We start from the raw sequence: 15,810 nt of genomic DNA on the forward strand, positions 1-15,810 counted from the left end.
CCCCCCCCCCCCCCCCCCCCCCCCCCCCCCCCGGCCAGGATGTACAGCAGGCCCAGGACGAAATCCGGCTGATTCCTGATGAATGAAGGCGCCATGACCGCGTCCTACAGCTTCAGGCCGGCTTTGCGGGCGACTTCGGCATACAGCTTGCTGTCATCCGCGATGGTCTGGTTGACGTCCGCGGGATTGGAGGCCGCCACGATGAAGCCCAGGTCCTCCAGCGAATTCTTGTTTTCCGGTTTCTGCAGGATGCCGGCGACTTCGCTGTAGATCTTCTGGATGATGGGAGCCGGCGTGCCGGCCGGCGCGACCAGGCCCTGCCAGCTTTGGAAGGCATAGCCCTTGATGCCGGCTTCCTGCAGCGTCGGGATGTCCGGCAGCGCCTTGGAGCGGAACGGCGTGGTGACGGCCAGTCCTTTCAGCTTCCCGGCGCGGATATTCTCCGTCGCGGCCGCCAGGGTAATGATCTGCGCATCGATATGCCCGCCGATCACGTCCAGCATGGCGGGGCCGCCGCCCAAGGACGGGATGACATTGATTTTCACCCCGGTCAATTGGGAAAGCAGTTCGACCGCCAGGTGCTGGTGGCTGTTCTTGGCACCGGAAAGAGCCAGGGATGTCTTGCCTTCGTTGGCCTTCAGGAATGCCAGGTACTCCTGGAAGTTGTTGACGCCAAGGTTGGGCCTGACCATGATGAGCAGCGGGTTGACCACGGCCTTGATGACGCCGGTCAGGTCTTTTCGCGGGTCATACGGCAATGTCCTGGATTGCTGGACGGCATCGATGGACAGGCCATCGCCGCCAAGCAGCAGCGTGTAGCCGTCGGGTTTTGCCTTCGCGACGGTGTTGGTGGCAATGGATCCGCCGCCGCCTGGCTGATTCTCGACAAGCGTACGGGTACCCCAGAGCGCATCGAGCTTCTGCCCGATCGTTCTGGCGAGTTTGTCGGCACTGCCACCGGGCGATGCGGAGACGAGAATGCGCAGATTCCTCGCGGGGAATCCATTCGCGGACTGCGCATGGCCGGACAACGGGAGGCCGACCAGGGACGAGGCGGCCGCCATCCCGGCGGCGCCTAGAAATTCACGGCGTTTCATGGGGAGCTCCAAGCTGGGTCTTATCGGACTGCCCGTGCGCCAAGCACGGTAAATGGGGCCTCGGCGCCCTTGCGCTGCAATTGAGCGACCAGCCCGACTTCCCAATCGAGGTATTCCTTGAATTTCTGGTTGCGAAGGGAAATGTCGGCATGGTCATAGGCGTTGAACCATGCGTATTCTTCGCCGCTCAGGTTGTTCTCGGCGCCGCTTTCGACAGGCAGGCCTGCTTCGAACCATGCACGGTTGCCGCCCAGCAGCGCTCTGGCCGCCAGGCCCCGGGCCTTGAGCCTGCGGGTCACGAGGTCGGCAAGGACGCCATCGGTGGAGGTAATGACCAGGGTCTTGCCGTCCGCAAGCCATTGCGGCGCGAAATGCTCGATACGTTCGGCGACGACGTAGCAGGCGGATGAAATGTGTGTTTTCGCATAAAGCCGTGCGGAGTCGACATCGATCACGACGATGTCGCCACGCGCTTGCTTTTGCACCGCTTCTTCCAGGGAAATCCACGCGGAAGGGCCGGTGTCCGGGTCCCTGAGGATATAGACCGGTTCGTCGCCTGTTTCCAGCTGCGCGGGTTGTTCCGGCAAGTGGAGATGGACATCGTACCGTCCCAGCTGAACCAGCCAGGCCGCAACGGTCGCCGCGCGTACGCCGTCCCAGTCGGCAATCACGATGCGTGCGCCCAGTGTGCCGATGTACTCGTCCGTGGCCTGGATCAATTGCCCTCCGGGAGCCCAGCGCCAGCCCGGGAGATGGCCCGCGCGATATTCTTCCCTGGTGCGGATGTCGAACAGGAAGGTGCTTCTGTCGGCGTCGTTGCGCCACTGCCCGAGCGTCTGGCCATCGACATGCGAAACGCCGGCCCGCTCCAGGAGTTTTCGGGCATGGTCTTGCGCCTGCCGCAGATGTTCCGGGGACGGCTCAGGCAGGATGGCGTGTTTTCCATGTGCCAGCGCATGGCCTTCGAGCAACCACGCCATGGTGCCGTCCTGGAGCGAGACGATGGGGTTGGGAACGCCCGCATCGATGAGGGTTTGCGCGCCGATGATGCTGCGGGTGCGGCCCGCGCAATTGACGACGACCGTTGTCTTGGGATCGGGCGCCAGTTCGCGGATGCGGTAGGGCAGTTCCGCGTTCGGCAGGTTGTAGGCGCCGGGAATGCTGAAATTGAAAAATTCTTCGGGCGTGCGGCCGTCGACGATGAGCAGGTCCTCGCCAGCCTGGATGCGATCGTGTAACTGGCGGGCGCTGATGTGCGGCGTGTTCGCTTCGACTTCGACGATCTCGCCGAATGCCTTGCTCGGGACATTTTCGCCGCTGAACACCTCGTGGCCCGAGCGTTCCCAGGCGTCGATGCCGCCATCCAGGATGGCGATGTTCGAATAGCCAAGCCGGTCGAGCAGCCGGGCCGCCTCGCTCGCGAGGAGGCCGCGATCATCCGTGACGACGATGCGGGCCTGCTGGCGCGGCACTTTCCGCCGGATCAACTGTTCCATGCGCCATAGCGGCACGGAAACCGCATAGAGGATGTGTCGCCGGGCGAACGCGCCCGTTTCCCGGACATCGATCAGGGCCAGTTCTTCCCTGTCCTGGAGCAGGCAAGCCAGCCGATCCGGATCGATGCGGCCGATTTCCCGGGCCTGGTGCCGTGTTTCTGCGATTGCGGGGTGATTCATGGATGGGCTCGTCGGAGTAGCACTGGTTCATCGAGCGGGCCAGTCTATATTTGCCGGGCAATCGGGCCTACGATTCTTCTTGCATGAATTTATGAGTTTGCTGGTCGGCCCGGCCCCAGGGGGCGGGGATCTGATCGGCCGCGCCGGAAGCGCTCGGGGGTAGGGTCATTTACAATCGCGGGATATTCCATTTCTCACCTGGAGCATAGCCATGCGATATCTCGTCTGGGCGCTGAGACTGGTCATCTTCGTGGTGGTCCTGTTGTTCGCGCTCAAGAATACCGACCGGGTGAACGTATATTTCTTCGCCGATCACCTGATCAGCGAAGTGCCGTTGATCGTGGTGATGCTGGCCAGTTTCGTGGCCGGGGCGGTGTTCGGCCTGCTGCTGACCGTGCCGGGCGTGATGCGCCGCCGGCGCGAGATCGCCTCGCTGCGGCGCGAGCTCGACCAGGCCCGGGCCGTGGGGCAGGGGGCTTCGTCCGCGGACGCGCCGCCTTCGCCCGACGTCATCCTGCCCGTGACCCCGTTGTAAGGCGTCCACGTGGATTTCGAACCCTGGTGGCTGATTGCCATTCCCTTGTTGTTCGGGCTGGGCTGGGTGGCCGCGCGCGTGGATATCCGGCAGATGTTGTCCGAGCACCGCAGCGTGCCCGATTCCTATTTCCGCGGGCTCAACTTCCTGCTGAACGAGCAGCACGATCGCGCCATCGATGCCTTCATCGAAGTGGCCAAGCTCGACCCCGAAACGATCGAGCTGCACTTTGCCCTGGGGAGCCTGTTCCGCCGCCGCGGCGAGATCGAGCGCGCCATCCGCGTGCACCAGAATCTGCTGCAGCGGGCCGATCTGCCGGACAGCCAGCGTGAGCAGGCCCTGCACGAGCTGGCTCAGGATTATCTGCGCGCGGGCATGCTGGACCGGGCCGAGGCGGCATTCGATCAGTTGAAAGGGACGCGATTCGCGCCCGACGCGCTGCGCGCGCTGATCCGCATCCACGAGACCGAGCGGGACTGGCCTCACGCGATCCAGGCCGTGCAGGCCTTGCAAGGGCTGATCGACGAGCCGGTACCGCAGGCCGTCCATTTCCATTGCGAGGAAGCCGCGGCGGCGCTGGCGGCCGGCAACACGGACGCTGCCCACGCCGCGCTGGACGCCGCCACGCACGCGTCGGCGCAGGCGCAACGGGGCAACGACACGGCTCCCCACGTGCGCATCGCGATGATGCGGGCCGACCTGGCCAAGCGCGAAGGCGACCTGCGGGCGCAGCGCCTGCACCTGGAGTCCGTGCTGTCCGCGCATCCTGAATATGCGGGCCTGGTGGCCGAGCAGTTTCTGGCCAACCACGAGGCGCGCGGCACGGCCAACGAGGGGCTGGAGAGGCTCGAGGCGCACTACGCGCGCTATCCCTCGCTGGACTTGTTCGATGCCATTTTCCAGGCGCTGCGCCGGCAGCGCGGCCTGGCCCAGGCCTGGAATTTCGCGCGCGGCGCCTTGCAGCGCAATCCGTCGCTGCTGGGGCTGGACCGGCTGCTGGAAGCGCAGGTGGCGGGCGACAAGGCGGCACAGATCGAACCGGGGCAGCCGGCGGCGGCCAATGTGGTGACGCTGAACAATCCGCAGGCCGATGCCGCGTCGCCGTGGACGCCCGCGGACGACGCCGTGCTGATGCGCAGCCTGATACACACGCATACGCAGCGCCTGGATCGCTACGCCTGCCAGGCGTGCGGGTTCAAGGCCAAGCGGTTCCATTGGCAATGTCCGGGCTGCAATGCGTGGGAAACCTATGCGCCCAAACGATTGGAAGAATTGAATGCAGGATGAGGTCCCCCCCTGCGCGCTGACGCGCGCCCAGTATGGTGAGCCCCCAGCCGCTGCGCGGCAACCCCCCGAGGGGACCCGCCTTGGGGCGGCCCGGCGCCGGGTCCGTGGGACGATGCGGATGGACCGGCGGAGCCGGATCCGCGGCGCCCTGGATCTGCGTGACGTTTTCTTGGTGTGTGGCAGTTCTTGGCTGACTGTCGGTTTGCCGTTTGGGAGCAACGCATGAGCGTGTCGGCGTTGGGGGTGTTTCCCTCGGATGAGCAGCGCGCGGCGGCGCGGGTGCTGGTGGTGGGGGATGTGATGCTGGACCGCTATTGGTTCGGCGAGGTGCATCGGATTTCGCCCGAGGCGCCGGTACCGGTGGTGCATGTGTCGCGCAGCGAGGACCGGCTGGGCGGGGCGGCCAACGTGGCGCGCAATGCGGCGACGCTGGGGGCGCACGTGACGCTGGTGGGCGTGGTGGGCGACGATGACTCGGGGCGCGCGATCGGGCGGCTGTGCGAGGGCGAAGGTGTGCGCGCGGATCTGGTGGCGGACCGGTCGGTGCCGACCACGATGAAGATGCGCGTGCTGGGCCGCCAGCAGCAGTTGCTGCGCGTGGATTTCGAACAACCGCCGTCGCCGGGCGTGCTGGCCGAACTGGCGGAGCGGGTGGCGGCGCACATCGCCGACCACGACGTGATCGTGCTGTCCGACTACGCCAAGGGCGTGCTGGACCAGGTGCAGGACCTGATCGCCCTGGCGCGCGCGCGCGGCTGCGTCGTACTGGTCGATCCCAAGGGCGATGACTACGGCCGCTATCGCGGCGCCACGCTGGTCACGCCCAACCAGTCCGAGATGCGGGAGGCGGTGGGACGCTGGCGCGACGAGGCGCAACTGGCCGAGCGTGCCCAGCACCTGCGCCAGGCGCTGGATCTGGAGGCCTTGCTGGTGACGCGGTCCGAACTGGGCATGACGCTTTTCACGGCCGAGGGGCGCGACCACGTCGATGCCCTGGCGCGCGAGGTGTTCGACGTCTCGGGCGCCGGCGATACCGTGATCGCCACGCTCGCGGTCATGCGCGCCTCGGGGCTGGATCTGCATGCGGCCATGAGATGGGCCAACCTGGCGGGCAGCATCGTCGTCGGCAAGCTGGGAACATCCATCGTGACGCCGGACGAGTTGCGTGCCGGCCTGGCGATCTAGATTGAGGAATTTGCCATGATCATCGTAACGGGAGCCGCCGGCTTCATCGGCAGCAATCTGGTCAAGGGCCTGAATGCCCGGGGCGAGCGCGACATCATCGCGGTCGACGACCTGCTCGAAGGCGACAAATTCGTGAACCTGGTCGACGGCGAGATCGCCGACTACCTGGACAAGAACGAATTCCGCCGCCGTGTGGCGGACGGGGCCCTGCCCAAGGTGGACGCCATCCTGCACCAGGGCGCGTGCTCGGACACCACCGAGCGCAACGGCCAGTACATGATGGACAACAACTATCGCGTCACGCTGGAGCTGTTCGAGTATGCCCAGCGCGAACGGATTCCCTTCCTGTACGCCTCGTCGGCCGCCGTGTACGGCGCGGGCCCGGTCTATGCCGAGGACCTGCGCAACGAGAAGCCGCTGAACGTCTACGGCTATTCGAAGTTCCTGTTCGACCAGGTGCTGCGCCGCCGCCTGGGCTCGCTGACCGCGCCGGTGGTGGGGCTGCGCTATTTCAACGTCTATGGCCCGCGCGAGCAGCACAAGGGCAGGATGGCCTCGGTCGCCTTCCACAACATGAACCAGTTCCTGAAGGAAGGCCACGTGCGCCTGTTCGGCGGCTGGGATGGCTACGGCGACGGAGGGCAGCAGCGGGATTTCATCTCGGTCCATGATGTGGTGGACGTGAACCTGCATTTCCTGGGCCGCCCGGTGTCCGGGGTCTACAACTGCGGCACCGGCCGCGCCCAGCCTTTCAACGACGTGGCGGCCGCGGTGGTCAATACGCTGCGCGAGGAGCGCGGCGAGGCGCCGCTGCCGCTGGCCGACCTGGCGGCGCAGGGGTTGCTGCGCTACATCGAATTCCCCGAGGATCTCAAGGGCCGCTACCAGAGCTACACCCAGGCCGATACCACGCAGTTGCGCGCGGCCGGCTTCACCGCGCCGATGCGGGACGTGCAGGCTGGCGTTTCCGAATACGTCCGCGAACTGCGCGGCATGTCGAAGTAGGAACGGCCGGGCGTTGCTACGTATTTCCCCCCTTGGACAGCGGGCCGTTCGCGCCCGCTTCCGGGGCGGCTCCAGGAGCAAGCTTGCGATGACGCCGGACGGTGTCGCGGCGGCCGGCGCGGTCGCCGCCAACTTTCATCGGAGCCTAGCCATGAATCCCTTTCTCGATCCCACGCGCGCCGAGCCCGATCCCCGGCCCTACCGCCTGCGTGGCGCCCGGCGCTGCGCGGGAAGGCTGGCCGTCGTGGCGGGCCTCGGGCTGGCGGCCCTCGGCGGCGTCCAGGCCGCCAGCGTGGATGTGAACTCCGCCACGCCGGCACAACTGGAAGCCGTGCGGGGCATCGGTCCCAGGACCGCCGCCACCATCGTCCAGGAGCGCCGCCGGGGCGGTCCGTTCTCGTCGTTCGAGGATCTGTCCGGGCGCGTGCGCGGGCTGGGCGGAAAGCGGCTCCAGGGCCTGCGGGCCGCCGGGTTGTCCATCGGTCCGGCCGGCCGCGAGGCGCCGCCCATCCTGGTCAATATGCCTCCAGGGAGTAAGGGGAAAGGGAACTAAACCGGGGCGGCTGGATTATGATGGGGCGCATGAGAAGCTACCCGACCATCGAACAGACCATTGGCAACACGCCGCTGGTCCGGCTCCAGCGCATCCCGGGAGAAGGAAACGCCGCGCGCGGCAATGTCATTCTCGCGAAGCTGGAAGGCACCAATCCGGCCGGTTCGGTCAAGGACCGTCCGGCCCTGTCCATGATCGCCCGGGCCGAGGCCCGGGGCGAGATCAAGCCGGGCGATACCTTGATCGAGGCGACCAGCGGGAACACCGGCATCGCCCTGGCGCTGGTGGCCGCCATCCGCGGCTACCGCATGATCCTGATCATGCCGGACAACCTGTCGCTCGAACGCCGCGCGGCCATGACGGCCTATGGCGCCGAACTGATCCTGACGCCCGCCGCGCAGGGGGGAATGGAATATGCCCGTGACCTGGCCCTGCAGATGCAGGCCGAGGGCAAGGGCAGGGTGCTGGACCAATTCGCCAACCCTGACAATCCCCTGGCGCACGTCGAGACCACCGGGCCGGAAATCTGGCGCGATACCGACGGGCAGGTCACGCACTTTGTCAGCGCCATGGGCACCACCGGTACCATCGTAGGGGTGTCACGCTATCTGAAGAGCCGCAATGCGGCCATCCAGGTGGTGGGCGCGCAGCCCGCGGAAGGCTCGCAGATTCCCGGCATACGCAAGTGGCCCGAGGCCTACCTGCCCAAGATCTACGATCCGGCGGCGGTGGACAGCCAGGAGTCCGTCACGCAGGCCGAGGCCGAAAGCATGGCCCGCCGGCTGGCGGCGGAAGAGGGCATCTTCGGCGGCATCTCGTCCGCCGGCGCGCTGGTGGCGGCGCTGCGCGTGGCCGAGACCGTCAGCAACGCCACCATCGTCTTCATCGTCTGCGATCGCGGCGACCGCTATTTGTCCACCGGCGTGTTCAACTGACCGACCCGGCTTGCCACCCGGTTGCGCCGTTCCAGTTCCACGGCCAGATCGGTGACCGAGGTGGCGTAGAAGTAGCTGCGGTTGTATTCGGTCAGGGCGAAGAAGTTGGGCGCGGCGACACGATATTCGGTCGTGCCCGTCGCGCCATCGTACAGGTCGATGACCGCCAGCGGCCATTGCATCCACGCGTCCGACATCCCCGCCACCTTGGGCGCCCGTGCGCCGGCGGCCTGCAACCGGGGCCAGTCGAGGGTCGGCTTGAGGCCGCCGTCGACCAGCGCGGCAGGGTCGCCCGGTAGCCCGATCGGGAGGAACACAGGCTGGTCGCGCTGCCACCCGTGCTCGACCAGGAAGTTGGCCACCGAGGCGATGGCATCGGCGGGGCTGGCCAGCAGGTCGATGCGGCCGTCGCCGTTGCCGTCCACCGCGAACTGGCGCAAGCTGCCGGGCATGAACTGCGGCAGGCCCATCGCGCCCGCGTACGACCCCTTGACGGCCAGCGGATCGGTGCCGGTTTCCTGGCACCAGACCAGGAATTGCGCCAGTTGCTCGCGGAAGAAGGCGCTGCGATCGCTGCGCGCCTGGGCCGGATAGTTGAAGGCCAGGGTCGCCAGGGCGTCGATGACGCGGAAGTTGCCGGTGACCCGGCCATAAAAGGTCTCGACACCGATGATGCTGACGATGATGGAGACGGGGACGCCGTAGCGGGCCTCGGCCCGCGCCAGGTCGCGCGCGTGTTCTTCCTGGAAGGCGACGCCTTCCTTGATACGCCGGCTTTCGATGAAGCGGGCGCGGTACCGGGGCCAGCTGCGGACAGTGGGCGAGGAAGGCGGCAGCACGAGCCGCGCGACGGTTTCCGAGTATTTCGCCTGGTCGAGCAGGGCGCCGACCCGGGCGGCGTCCAGCCCCCGGCCCGCCATGTCGGCCACGAAGGCGCGCCGGGCTTCGGCGACCGGCAAGGGGCCGGAGGGCGCGGGCACCGGGACCGGGACCGGGACCGCTACCGGCGCGGCGGGCGCCGGCGCGACCGGTTGCGTGATCGGGGCGGCGGGGCGCGGAGCGGCCTGCATGTCGGGGGCGGGCGGCATGCCCTGCATGGGGGCGGCGGCGGGGGGCGGGTGCGAGGCGCAGCCCCACAGGGCGAGCGCGGCGAGTCCGGCAGCGAAGGGGCCGCCGCGCGACCGGGCAAGAAAGCGGGGGGTCGAATTCACGCGTAAGATTTCCGGAAAAGCGATATCGATAGCGTGATGCTGCCGGCTGTTCGGCCGCTATGCAAGTCGGGCGCAGAATGGAAGCCATGGCTACGCTTTATTTCACGCATCCCGCGTGCAGGTTGCACGAGATGGGCGCAGGGCATCCTGAATGCCCGGCGCGGCTGGATGCGATTTCCGACCAGTTGCTCGCGTCGGGGGTGGCCGCGCACCTGGTCGAACGCGAGGCGCCGCGGGCCACGCAGGAATCGCTGCTGCGCGTCCATACGTCCGAATACCTGGAGTCGCTGGTCGAGCGCTCGCCGGTCCGAGGCTATGTCGAGCTCGACCCGGATACCTGCATGAATCCCCATACCTATACGGCGGCCCTGCACGCGGCGGGCGCCGCCATCGCGGCCGTGGACGCCGTGCTGGCGGGCGAGGGCGAGTCGGCGTTCTGCGCGGTGCGGCCTCCCGGCCACCATGCCTGCCCGGACCAGGCCATGGGTTTTTGCTTCCTGAGCAATGTGGCGATTGCCGCGCGCCATGCCATCGCGCACCACGGATTGGCGCGTGTCGCGGTCGTGGATTTCGACGTGCACCACGGCAACGGCACCGAGGCGGCGCTGGCGGGCGACGAACGCGTGCTGATGTGCGGTTTTTTCCAGCACCCGTTCTATCCTTTCAGTGGCGCCGCGCCCTGGGCCGGCAACATGCTGAACGAGCCCGTGCCCGCGTACACGGGGGGGGCGGCGATACGCGAGCTGGTCTCGGCCCGGTGGCTGCCCAGGTTGCGGCAATTCCGGCCGCAGCTCGTGCTGGTGTCGGCGGGCTTCGATGCGCACCGGGAGGACGATATCGGGCGCATGGGGCTGGTCGAATCGGACTTCGCCTGGATCACCGAGCAGCTCGTGCAACTGGCCGGCGAGCACGGCGCGGGGGTCGTCAGCTGCCTGGAGGGGGGCTACAACCTGTCGGCGCTGGGGCGCAGCGCCACGGCCCACATACGCGCGCTGGCGGGCATCTGAGTCCCATGCGCAGGTGCCGTCGGTATTTACCCGTATTCCAAACCTGGGAGAAGCAAATGTCGATTACCTATAATCGACGGGTTTCCCTGTGTCGGGACAGCGGTACCGAGCGTGTGCCCGGTTCTCCGCGCTTCCCCACGCCCGTTACCCAGGCGTAGCCGGTTTATCTACAACGAGGTTGCAGACGATGAAGGTGTTAGTGCCAGTCAAGCGAGTGGTGGACTACAACGTGAAGGTCCGGGTGAAGTCGGACCAGACGGGAGTGGACATCGCGAACGTGAAAATGTCGATGAACCCGTTCGACGAAATCGCCGTGGAAGAAGCGACGCGCCTGAAGGAAAAAGGCGTGGCCAGCGAAGTCCTGGCTGTGTCGTGCGGCGTCGCGCAGTGCCAGGAGACGCTGCGCACCGCGATGGCCATCGGCGCGGATCGCGCCATCCTGGTCGAGACGCAGGAAGAACTCCAGCCGCTGGCCGTGGCCAAGCTGCTGAAGGCGCTGGTCGACAAGGAGCAGCCGCAACTGGTGATCCTGGGCAAGCAGGCGATCGACGACGACGCGAACCAGACGGGCCAGATGCTGGCCGCGCTGCTGGACTGGCCGCAGGCCACCTTCGCGAGTAAGGTCGAGGTGGCGGACGGGAAGGCGACGGTCACGCGCGAAGTGGACGGCGGCCTGGAAACGGTGGCGCTGTCGCTGCCGGCCATCGTCACCACGGACTTGCGGCTGAACGAGCCGCGCTACGTGACGCTGCCCAACATCATGAAGGCCAAGAAGAAGCCGCTGGAAACCGTCAAGCCGGAAGACCTGGGCGTGGACGTGACGCCGCGCCTGAAGACGCTGAAAGTGGCCGAACCGCCGGCGCGCAAGGCCGGGGTGAAGGTGGCGGACGTGGCCGAGCTGGTGGGCAAACTCAAGAATGAAGCGAAGGTGGTGTGAAGATGGCGATACTGGTCGTAGCGGAACATGACAATGCACACCTGCGCGCGGCGACGCTGAACACGATCACGGCGGCGCAGCGCCTGGGCGGCGACGTGCACGTGCTGGTCGCGGGCGCGGGGGTGGGCGGGGCGGCGCAGGCGGCCTCGCAGGTGGCGGGCGTGACCAAGGTATTGGCGGCCGACGGCGCTTCGCTGGCCGACGGTCTGGCCGAGAACGTGGCGGCGCAGGTGCTGGCGGTGGCCCAGGGCCACAGCCACATCCTTTTCCCGGCCACGGCGTACGGCAAGAACGTCGCGCCGCGCGTGGCGGCGAAGCTGGACGTGGCGCAGATCTCGGACATCATCGGCATCGATTCGGCCGACACGTTCGAGCGCCCCATCTACGCGGGCAACGCGATCGCCACGGTGCAGTCGGTCGACGCCGTCAAGGTGCTCACCGTGCGCACGACGGCCTTCGACGCGGCCGCGGCCGCGGGCGGTTCGGCGCCGGTGGAGAACCTGGCCGCGGTGGGCGACGGCGGCAAGTCTTCGTTCGTGGGGCGCGAGGTCGCCAAGAGCGACCGCCCGGAATTGACCGCGGCCAAGGCCGTGGTGTCGGGCGGACGCGGGATGGGCAGCGCCGAGAACTTCAAGCTGCTCGAGCCGCTGGCGGACAAGCTGGGCGCGGCCATGGGCGCTTCGCGCGCCGCGGTCGACGCGGGCTATGCGCCCAACGACTGGCAGGTGGGCCAGACCGGCAAGATCGTCGCGCCGCAGCTGTATGTGGCGGTGGGGATCTCCGGCGCGATCCAGCATCTGGCGGGCATGAAGGACTCGAAGGTGATCGTGGCGATCAACAAGGATGCCGAGGCGCCGATCTTCGGCGTGGCCGACTACGGGCTGGTGGCCGACCTGTTCACCGCCGTACCCGAGCTGACGAAAGCGCTGTAGGCGCGAACGCCGCCGCGCCCCGCAAGGGCGGGGCGGCGCACCCGAACAGGGCCGGGCCGCCGGTCTTGCCGCCGCACGGCCCTCGGTACCCCAATTGACCGGAGGTTTGCATGGCTTACGTGGCTCCATTGCGGGACATCCGATTCGTGCTGAGCGAATTGGCCGGCCTGGACAAGGTTCATCAATTACCCGGTGGCGAGGAAGCCGGCCAGGAAGTCGTCGATGCGATCCTGGACGAGAACGCGCGCCTGCTCCAGGACGTGATCGCGCCCCTCAACCGTGACGGCGATCTCCAGCCGCCCACCTGGCGCGACGGCGCCGTCACCGCATCGCCGGGGTTCGCCCAGGCATTCCGCAGCTTCGTCGAGGGGGGCTGGCAAGGCTTGCAGCATCCCGTGGACTTCGGGGGGCAGGGCCTGCCCAAGGTGGTCGCCACCCCGTGCATGGAAAACCTGAACGCCGCCTGCCTGTCGTTCGCGCTGTGTCCCTTGCTGACCGATGGCGCCATCGAGGTGCTGTTGACGGCCGGGACCGAGGAACAGAAGCGGCGCTTCATTCCGTCGATGATCGATGGTTCCTGGACCGGGACCATGAACCTGACCGAGCCGCAGGCCGGCTCGGACCTGTCGCTGGTGCGCACGCGCGCCGTCGCGCAGCCCGACGGCAGCTACCGGCTGCACGGGCAGAAGATCTTCATCACCTACGGCGAGCACGACATGGCACGGAATATCGTGCACATGGTGCTGGCCCGTCTGGCCGACGCGCCCGAGGGCATCAAGGGCCTGTCGCTGTTCGTCGTGCCCAAGTTCCTGGTGAACGATGACGGGTCGCTGGGCAGGCGCAACGACGTCTGGTGCGCCTCGATCGAGCACAAGCTGGGCATCAAGGCCAGTCCCACGGCCGTCCTGCTGTACGGCGAGGACAAGGGCGAGGTGGGCCCGGGCGCCATCGGCTACCTGGTGGGCGAAGCCAACCGTGGCCTGGAAACCATGTTCATCATGATGAACGCCGCGCGCTTCGCCGTCGGTTTGCAAGGTATCGCGGTGGCCGAGCGCGCCAGCCAGCATGCCGTGGCCTATGCCAGGGACCGCGTGCAGAGCCGGGCGGTCGAGGGCTCGGCGGGGCCGGTGGCCATCGTCCATCATCCGGACGTGCGGCGGATGCTGCTGACCATGCGCACGCTGACCGAGGCCGCCCGCGCCGTGGCCTACGTGGCCGCCGGGGCGCACGATTTCGCGCACCGCCATCCCGATGCCCAGGTGCGCGCGCGCAACCAGGCCTTCTACGAATACATGGTCCCCATCGTCAAGGGCTTCTCGACCGAGATGGCGGTGGAGGTGGCCTCGCTCGGCATACAGGTGCACGGGGGGATGGGTTTCATCGAGGAAACGGGCGCCGCCCAGTACTACCGCGACGCCCGCATCCTGTCGATCTACGAGGGCACCACCGCGATCCAGGCCAATGACCTGGTGGGGCGCAAGACCGCGCGCGATGGCGGCGCGGTGGCCGCCGCCGTCATCGGCCACATGCGCGAAACCCTGGCCGAGCTGGACGGCGACGAGGAACTGGCGGCGCTGCGCGGGCAATTGGCCGACGCCATCCAGGCCTACGAGGAAGTCGTGCGTTTCGTGGTCGAGCGCTATCGGGACGACGCGCGCGAGGTCTACGCGGGCAGCGTGCCCTATCTGATGCTGGCGGGGCTCACGCACGGCGGCTGGCAGATGGCCCGCGCGGCGCTGGCGTGCCGGCGACGGATCGCGAAGGGGGATGTCGACGCTTTCTATCCGGCCAAGCTGGCTGGCGCGCGGTTCTATTGCGCGCACCTCCTGCCTCGGGTCGAGGCCTTGCGCCGCGAGATCCTGCAGGGTGGGGCCAGCACGCTGGCAATGCCGGTCGACGCCTTCTGAAACCGCCGGCCGGCGGCGCGGCTCAGGGAGACGGGCGATGGTGGCCGGTCGCCTGCGACGGCGGCAGCGGCGGCGTGCGGCAGGGGGCGACGGGAATGCGCCAGTGCGCCCGGCGCCGCAGGGCCGCCAGAAGTTTCAGGCCTTGCGGCCATTCGCCGTAGCCCGATTCGGCGTTGATGTGGCCGGCGTCTTCGAGCTGCTCGAAACGGCTGCCCCAGGCTTCGGCGAACTCACGGGCCCGTTCCAGCGAACAATACGGATCGTTGGTGCTGGCGACCACCACGCTCTGGAAGGGCAGTGTCTGCATGGGCACGGGGAAGAACGAGCGCAGCCGCGCCGGAGCGTTCGCGCGTCCGACGTCGGCGGGCGCCACCAGCAACGCCCCCGCGACCTTCTCGCGCACGCGCAGCGGCAGGTGGCATATCGTGATGCAGCCCAGGCTATGGGCGATCAGCAGCGGCGGCCGCTGCGCCGCCTCGATGGCGGCGGCCAGCGTCGCGGTCCAGTCATGCAGGCCGGGCGAAGCCCAGTCGTTCTGCTGCACGCGCACCGCGCGCGGCAGACGGGTTTCCCACCGGCTCTGCCAATGGGCAGGCCCGGAGTTGTTCCAGCCGGGGACGATCAAGGGTTGCAGTCGCATGGGCGCATGATGGCGTCCGCGCTCATTACTGGGAACGAAGAATTTTTCGTTTGTTAATTACCGCAGCTTGGAAGGCGGGGCTGCGCGCGGGGCGGTGTTCTTATGCGGGGAAATAAGAATCAGCTTTCTTGTTATTACTAGAAGAAATATTAATATGTGGAAACATTTGTTCCTGCTTCTTCCGCCGAACGCCAGAATGTTTTATTTGGACACGTAGGAGACCGACATGGCCGCATTGCGTCTGGGCGACACCGCTCCCGATTTCGAACAGGATTCCTCCAAGGGTCGTATCCATTTCCACGGTTACCTCGGCGACAGCTGGGGCGTGCTGTTCTCGCATCCGGCGGACTTCACGCCGGTCTGCACGACCGAACTGGGCTATACCGCCAAGCTCGCGCAGGAGTTCGCCAAGCGCAACGTGAAGGTGCTGGCGCTGTCGGTCGACCCGGTCGATTCCCACCAGCAATGGATCGGCGACATCAACGACACGCAGAACACCCGGGTGGACTTTCCCATCCTGGCCGACGCCGACCGCAAGGTGTCCACGCTCTACGACATGATCCACCCGAATGCCAGCGCCACCGCCACGGTGCGTTCGGTCTTCGTCATCGACCCGGCGAAGAAGGTCAGGCTTACCATCACCTATCCCGCGAGTACCGGGCGCAACTTCGATGAAATCCTGCGCGTGATCGATTCACTGCAACTGACCGACAACTACAGCGTCGCGACGCCGGTGAACTGGAAGGACGGCGAGGACGTCATCATCGTGCCCTCGCTGCAGGACCCCGAGGTGCTCAAGCAGAAGTTCCCCAAGGGCTACAAGGTGGTACGGCCCTACCTGCGCACCACGCCCCAGCCCAACAAGGAGTGAGCCCGCGGCGGGAAGAGATGCCCGTGTCACGC

15 protein-coding genes are annotated in these 15,810 nt (G+C 67.3%); 11 read left to right on the plus strand and 4 right to left on the minus strand.

Going from position 1 to position 15,810, the window contains the following annotated elements; all coding sequences use genetic code 11:
• Positions 1 to 104: 104 nt before the first annotated feature.
• Positions 105 to 1,097, minus strand: a complete 993-nt coding sequence (locus tag AC1Q6E_RS24940; RefSeq protein ID WP_152795719.1) for a tripartite tricarboxylate transporter substrate-binding protein — start codon at positions 1,095 to 1,097, stop codon at positions 105 to 107.
• 20 nt (positions 1,098 to 1,117) lie between these two features.
• The gene (locus AC1Q6E_RS24945; RefSeq protein WP_492573739.1) at positions 1,118 to 2,773 is read right to left on the minus strand and encodes a rhodanese-like domain-containing protein; all 1,656 of its coding nucleotides are present in this window, start codon (positions 2,771 to 2,773) and stop codon (positions 1,118 to 1,120) included.
• A gap of 211 nt (positions 2,774 to 2,984) precedes the next feature.
• Here AC1Q6E_RS24945 and AC1Q6E_RS24950 point away from each other — a divergent pair, with 211 nt between their 5' ends.
• From AC1Q6E_RS24950 to cysM, 6 genes are all read left to right on the plus strand, one after another.
• Complete coding sequence (locus tag AC1Q6E_RS24950) at positions 2,985 to 3,308, plus strand: LapA family protein (RefSeq protein ID WP_152795723.1); 324 nt, start codon at positions 2,985 to 2,987, stop codon at positions 3,306 to 3,308.
• 9 nt (positions 3,309 to 3,317) lie between these two features.
• Entirely contained in the window at positions 3,318 to 4,595 is a 1,278-nt protein-coding gene (gene lapB / locus AC1Q6E_RS24955; RefSeq protein WP_492573740.1) for a lipopolysaccharide assembly protein LapB, read from the plus strand.
• A 222-nt stretch (positions 4,596 to 4,817) separates the two neighbouring features.
• Positions 4,818 to 5,780 (plus strand): D-glycero-beta-D-manno-heptose-7-phosphate kinase, encoded by a 963-nt coding sequence (rfaE1, locus tag AC1Q6E_RS24960; protein ID WP_492573741.1) that lies wholly within the window; start codon positions 4,818 to 4,820, stop codon positions 5,778 to 5,780.
• A gap of 15 nt (positions 5,781 to 5,795) precedes the next feature.
• Positions 5,796 to 6,785 (plus strand): ADP-glyceromanno-heptose 6-epimerase, encoded by a 990-nt coding sequence (gene rfaD, locus AC1Q6E_RS24965; protein WP_152795725.1) that lies wholly within the window; start codon positions 5,796 to 5,798, stop codon positions 6,783 to 6,785.
• Between the two features lie 151 nt (positions 6,786 to 6,936).
• Complete coding sequence (locus tag AC1Q6E_RS24970) at positions 6,937 to 7,338, plus strand: ComEA family DNA-binding protein (protein WP_492573742.1); 402 nt, start codon at positions 6,937 to 6,939, stop codon at positions 7,336 to 7,338.
• A gap of 29 nt (positions 7,339 to 7,367) precedes the next feature.
• A complete protein-coding gene (cysM, locus tag AC1Q6E_RS24975; RefSeq protein ID WP_492573743.1) occupies positions 7,368 to 8,273 on the plus strand; it encodes a cysteine synthase CysM in 906 nt (301 codons plus the stop codon).
• On the opposite strand, the gene mltB is transcribed toward cysM, so the two are convergent.
• The gene (gene mltB, locus AC1Q6E_RS24980) at positions 8,246 to 9,484 is read right to left on the minus strand and encodes a lytic murein transglycosylase B (protein ID WP_492573744.1); all 1,239 of its coding nucleotides are present in this window, start codon (positions 9,482 to 9,484) and stop codon (positions 8,246 to 8,248) included. The genes cysM and mltB overlap by 28 nt on opposite strands.
• An 86-nt stretch (positions 9,485 to 9,570) precedes the next feature.
• Between mltB and AC1Q6E_RS24985 the strand changes: the two genes are divergently transcribed.
• The 4 genes from AC1Q6E_RS24985 (at position 9,571) to AC1Q6E_RS25000 (ending at position 14,267) form a co-directional block, all read left to right on the plus strand.
• Positions 9,571 to 10,491 carry a histone deacetylase family protein gene (locus AC1Q6E_RS24985; RefSeq protein ID WP_152795735.1) on the plus strand — a complete coding sequence of 307 codons (921 nt, stop codon included), beginning with the start codon at positions 9,571 to 9,573 and terminating at the stop codon, positions 10,489 to 10,491.
• A gap of 187 nt (positions 10,492 to 10,678) precedes the next feature.
• Positions 10,679 to 11,428, plus strand: coding sequence for an electron transfer flavoprotein subunit beta/FixA family protein (locus tag AC1Q6E_RS24990; protein ID WP_152795733.1), 750 nt, complete (start codon positions 10,679 to 10,681; stop codon positions 11,426 to 11,428).
• 2 nt (positions 11,429 to 11,430) lie between these two features.
• Positions 11,431 to 12,360: an electron transfer flavoprotein subunit alpha/FixB family protein gene (locus AC1Q6E_RS24995; RefSeq protein WP_296556594.1), complete on the plus strand. Its 930-nt coding sequence runs from the start codon at positions 11,431 to 11,433 to the stop codon at positions 12,358 to 12,360.
• Between the two features lie 110 nt (positions 12,361 to 12,470).
• Positions 12,471 to 14,267, plus strand: a complete 1,797-nt coding sequence (locus AC1Q6E_RS25000; protein ID WP_492573745.1) for an acyl-CoA dehydrogenase — start codon at positions 12,471 to 12,473, stop codon at positions 14,265 to 14,267.
• A gap of 22 nt (positions 14,268 to 14,289) precedes the next feature.
• Here AC1Q6E_RS25000 and AC1Q6E_RS25005 read toward each other — a convergent pair whose 3' ends face one another.
• A complete protein-coding gene (locus AC1Q6E_RS25005) occupies positions 14,290 to 14,907 on the minus strand; it encodes an RBBP9/YdeN family alpha/beta hydrolase (RefSeq protein ID WP_492573746.1) in 618 nt (205 codons plus the stop codon).
• A 226-nt stretch (positions 14,908 to 15,133) separates the two neighbouring features.
• Here AC1Q6E_RS25005 and AC1Q6E_RS25010 point away from each other — a divergent pair, with 226 nt between their 5' ends.
• Complete coding sequence (locus AC1Q6E_RS25010; protein WP_152796209.1) at positions 15,134 to 15,778, plus strand: peroxiredoxin; 645 nt, start codon at positions 15,134 to 15,136, stop codon at positions 15,776 to 15,778.
• The last annotated feature ends 32 nt before the right edge of the window (positions 15,779 to 15,810 follow it).

Source organism: Pigmentiphaga sp. MLSB6-MA01, assembly GCF_058793475.1.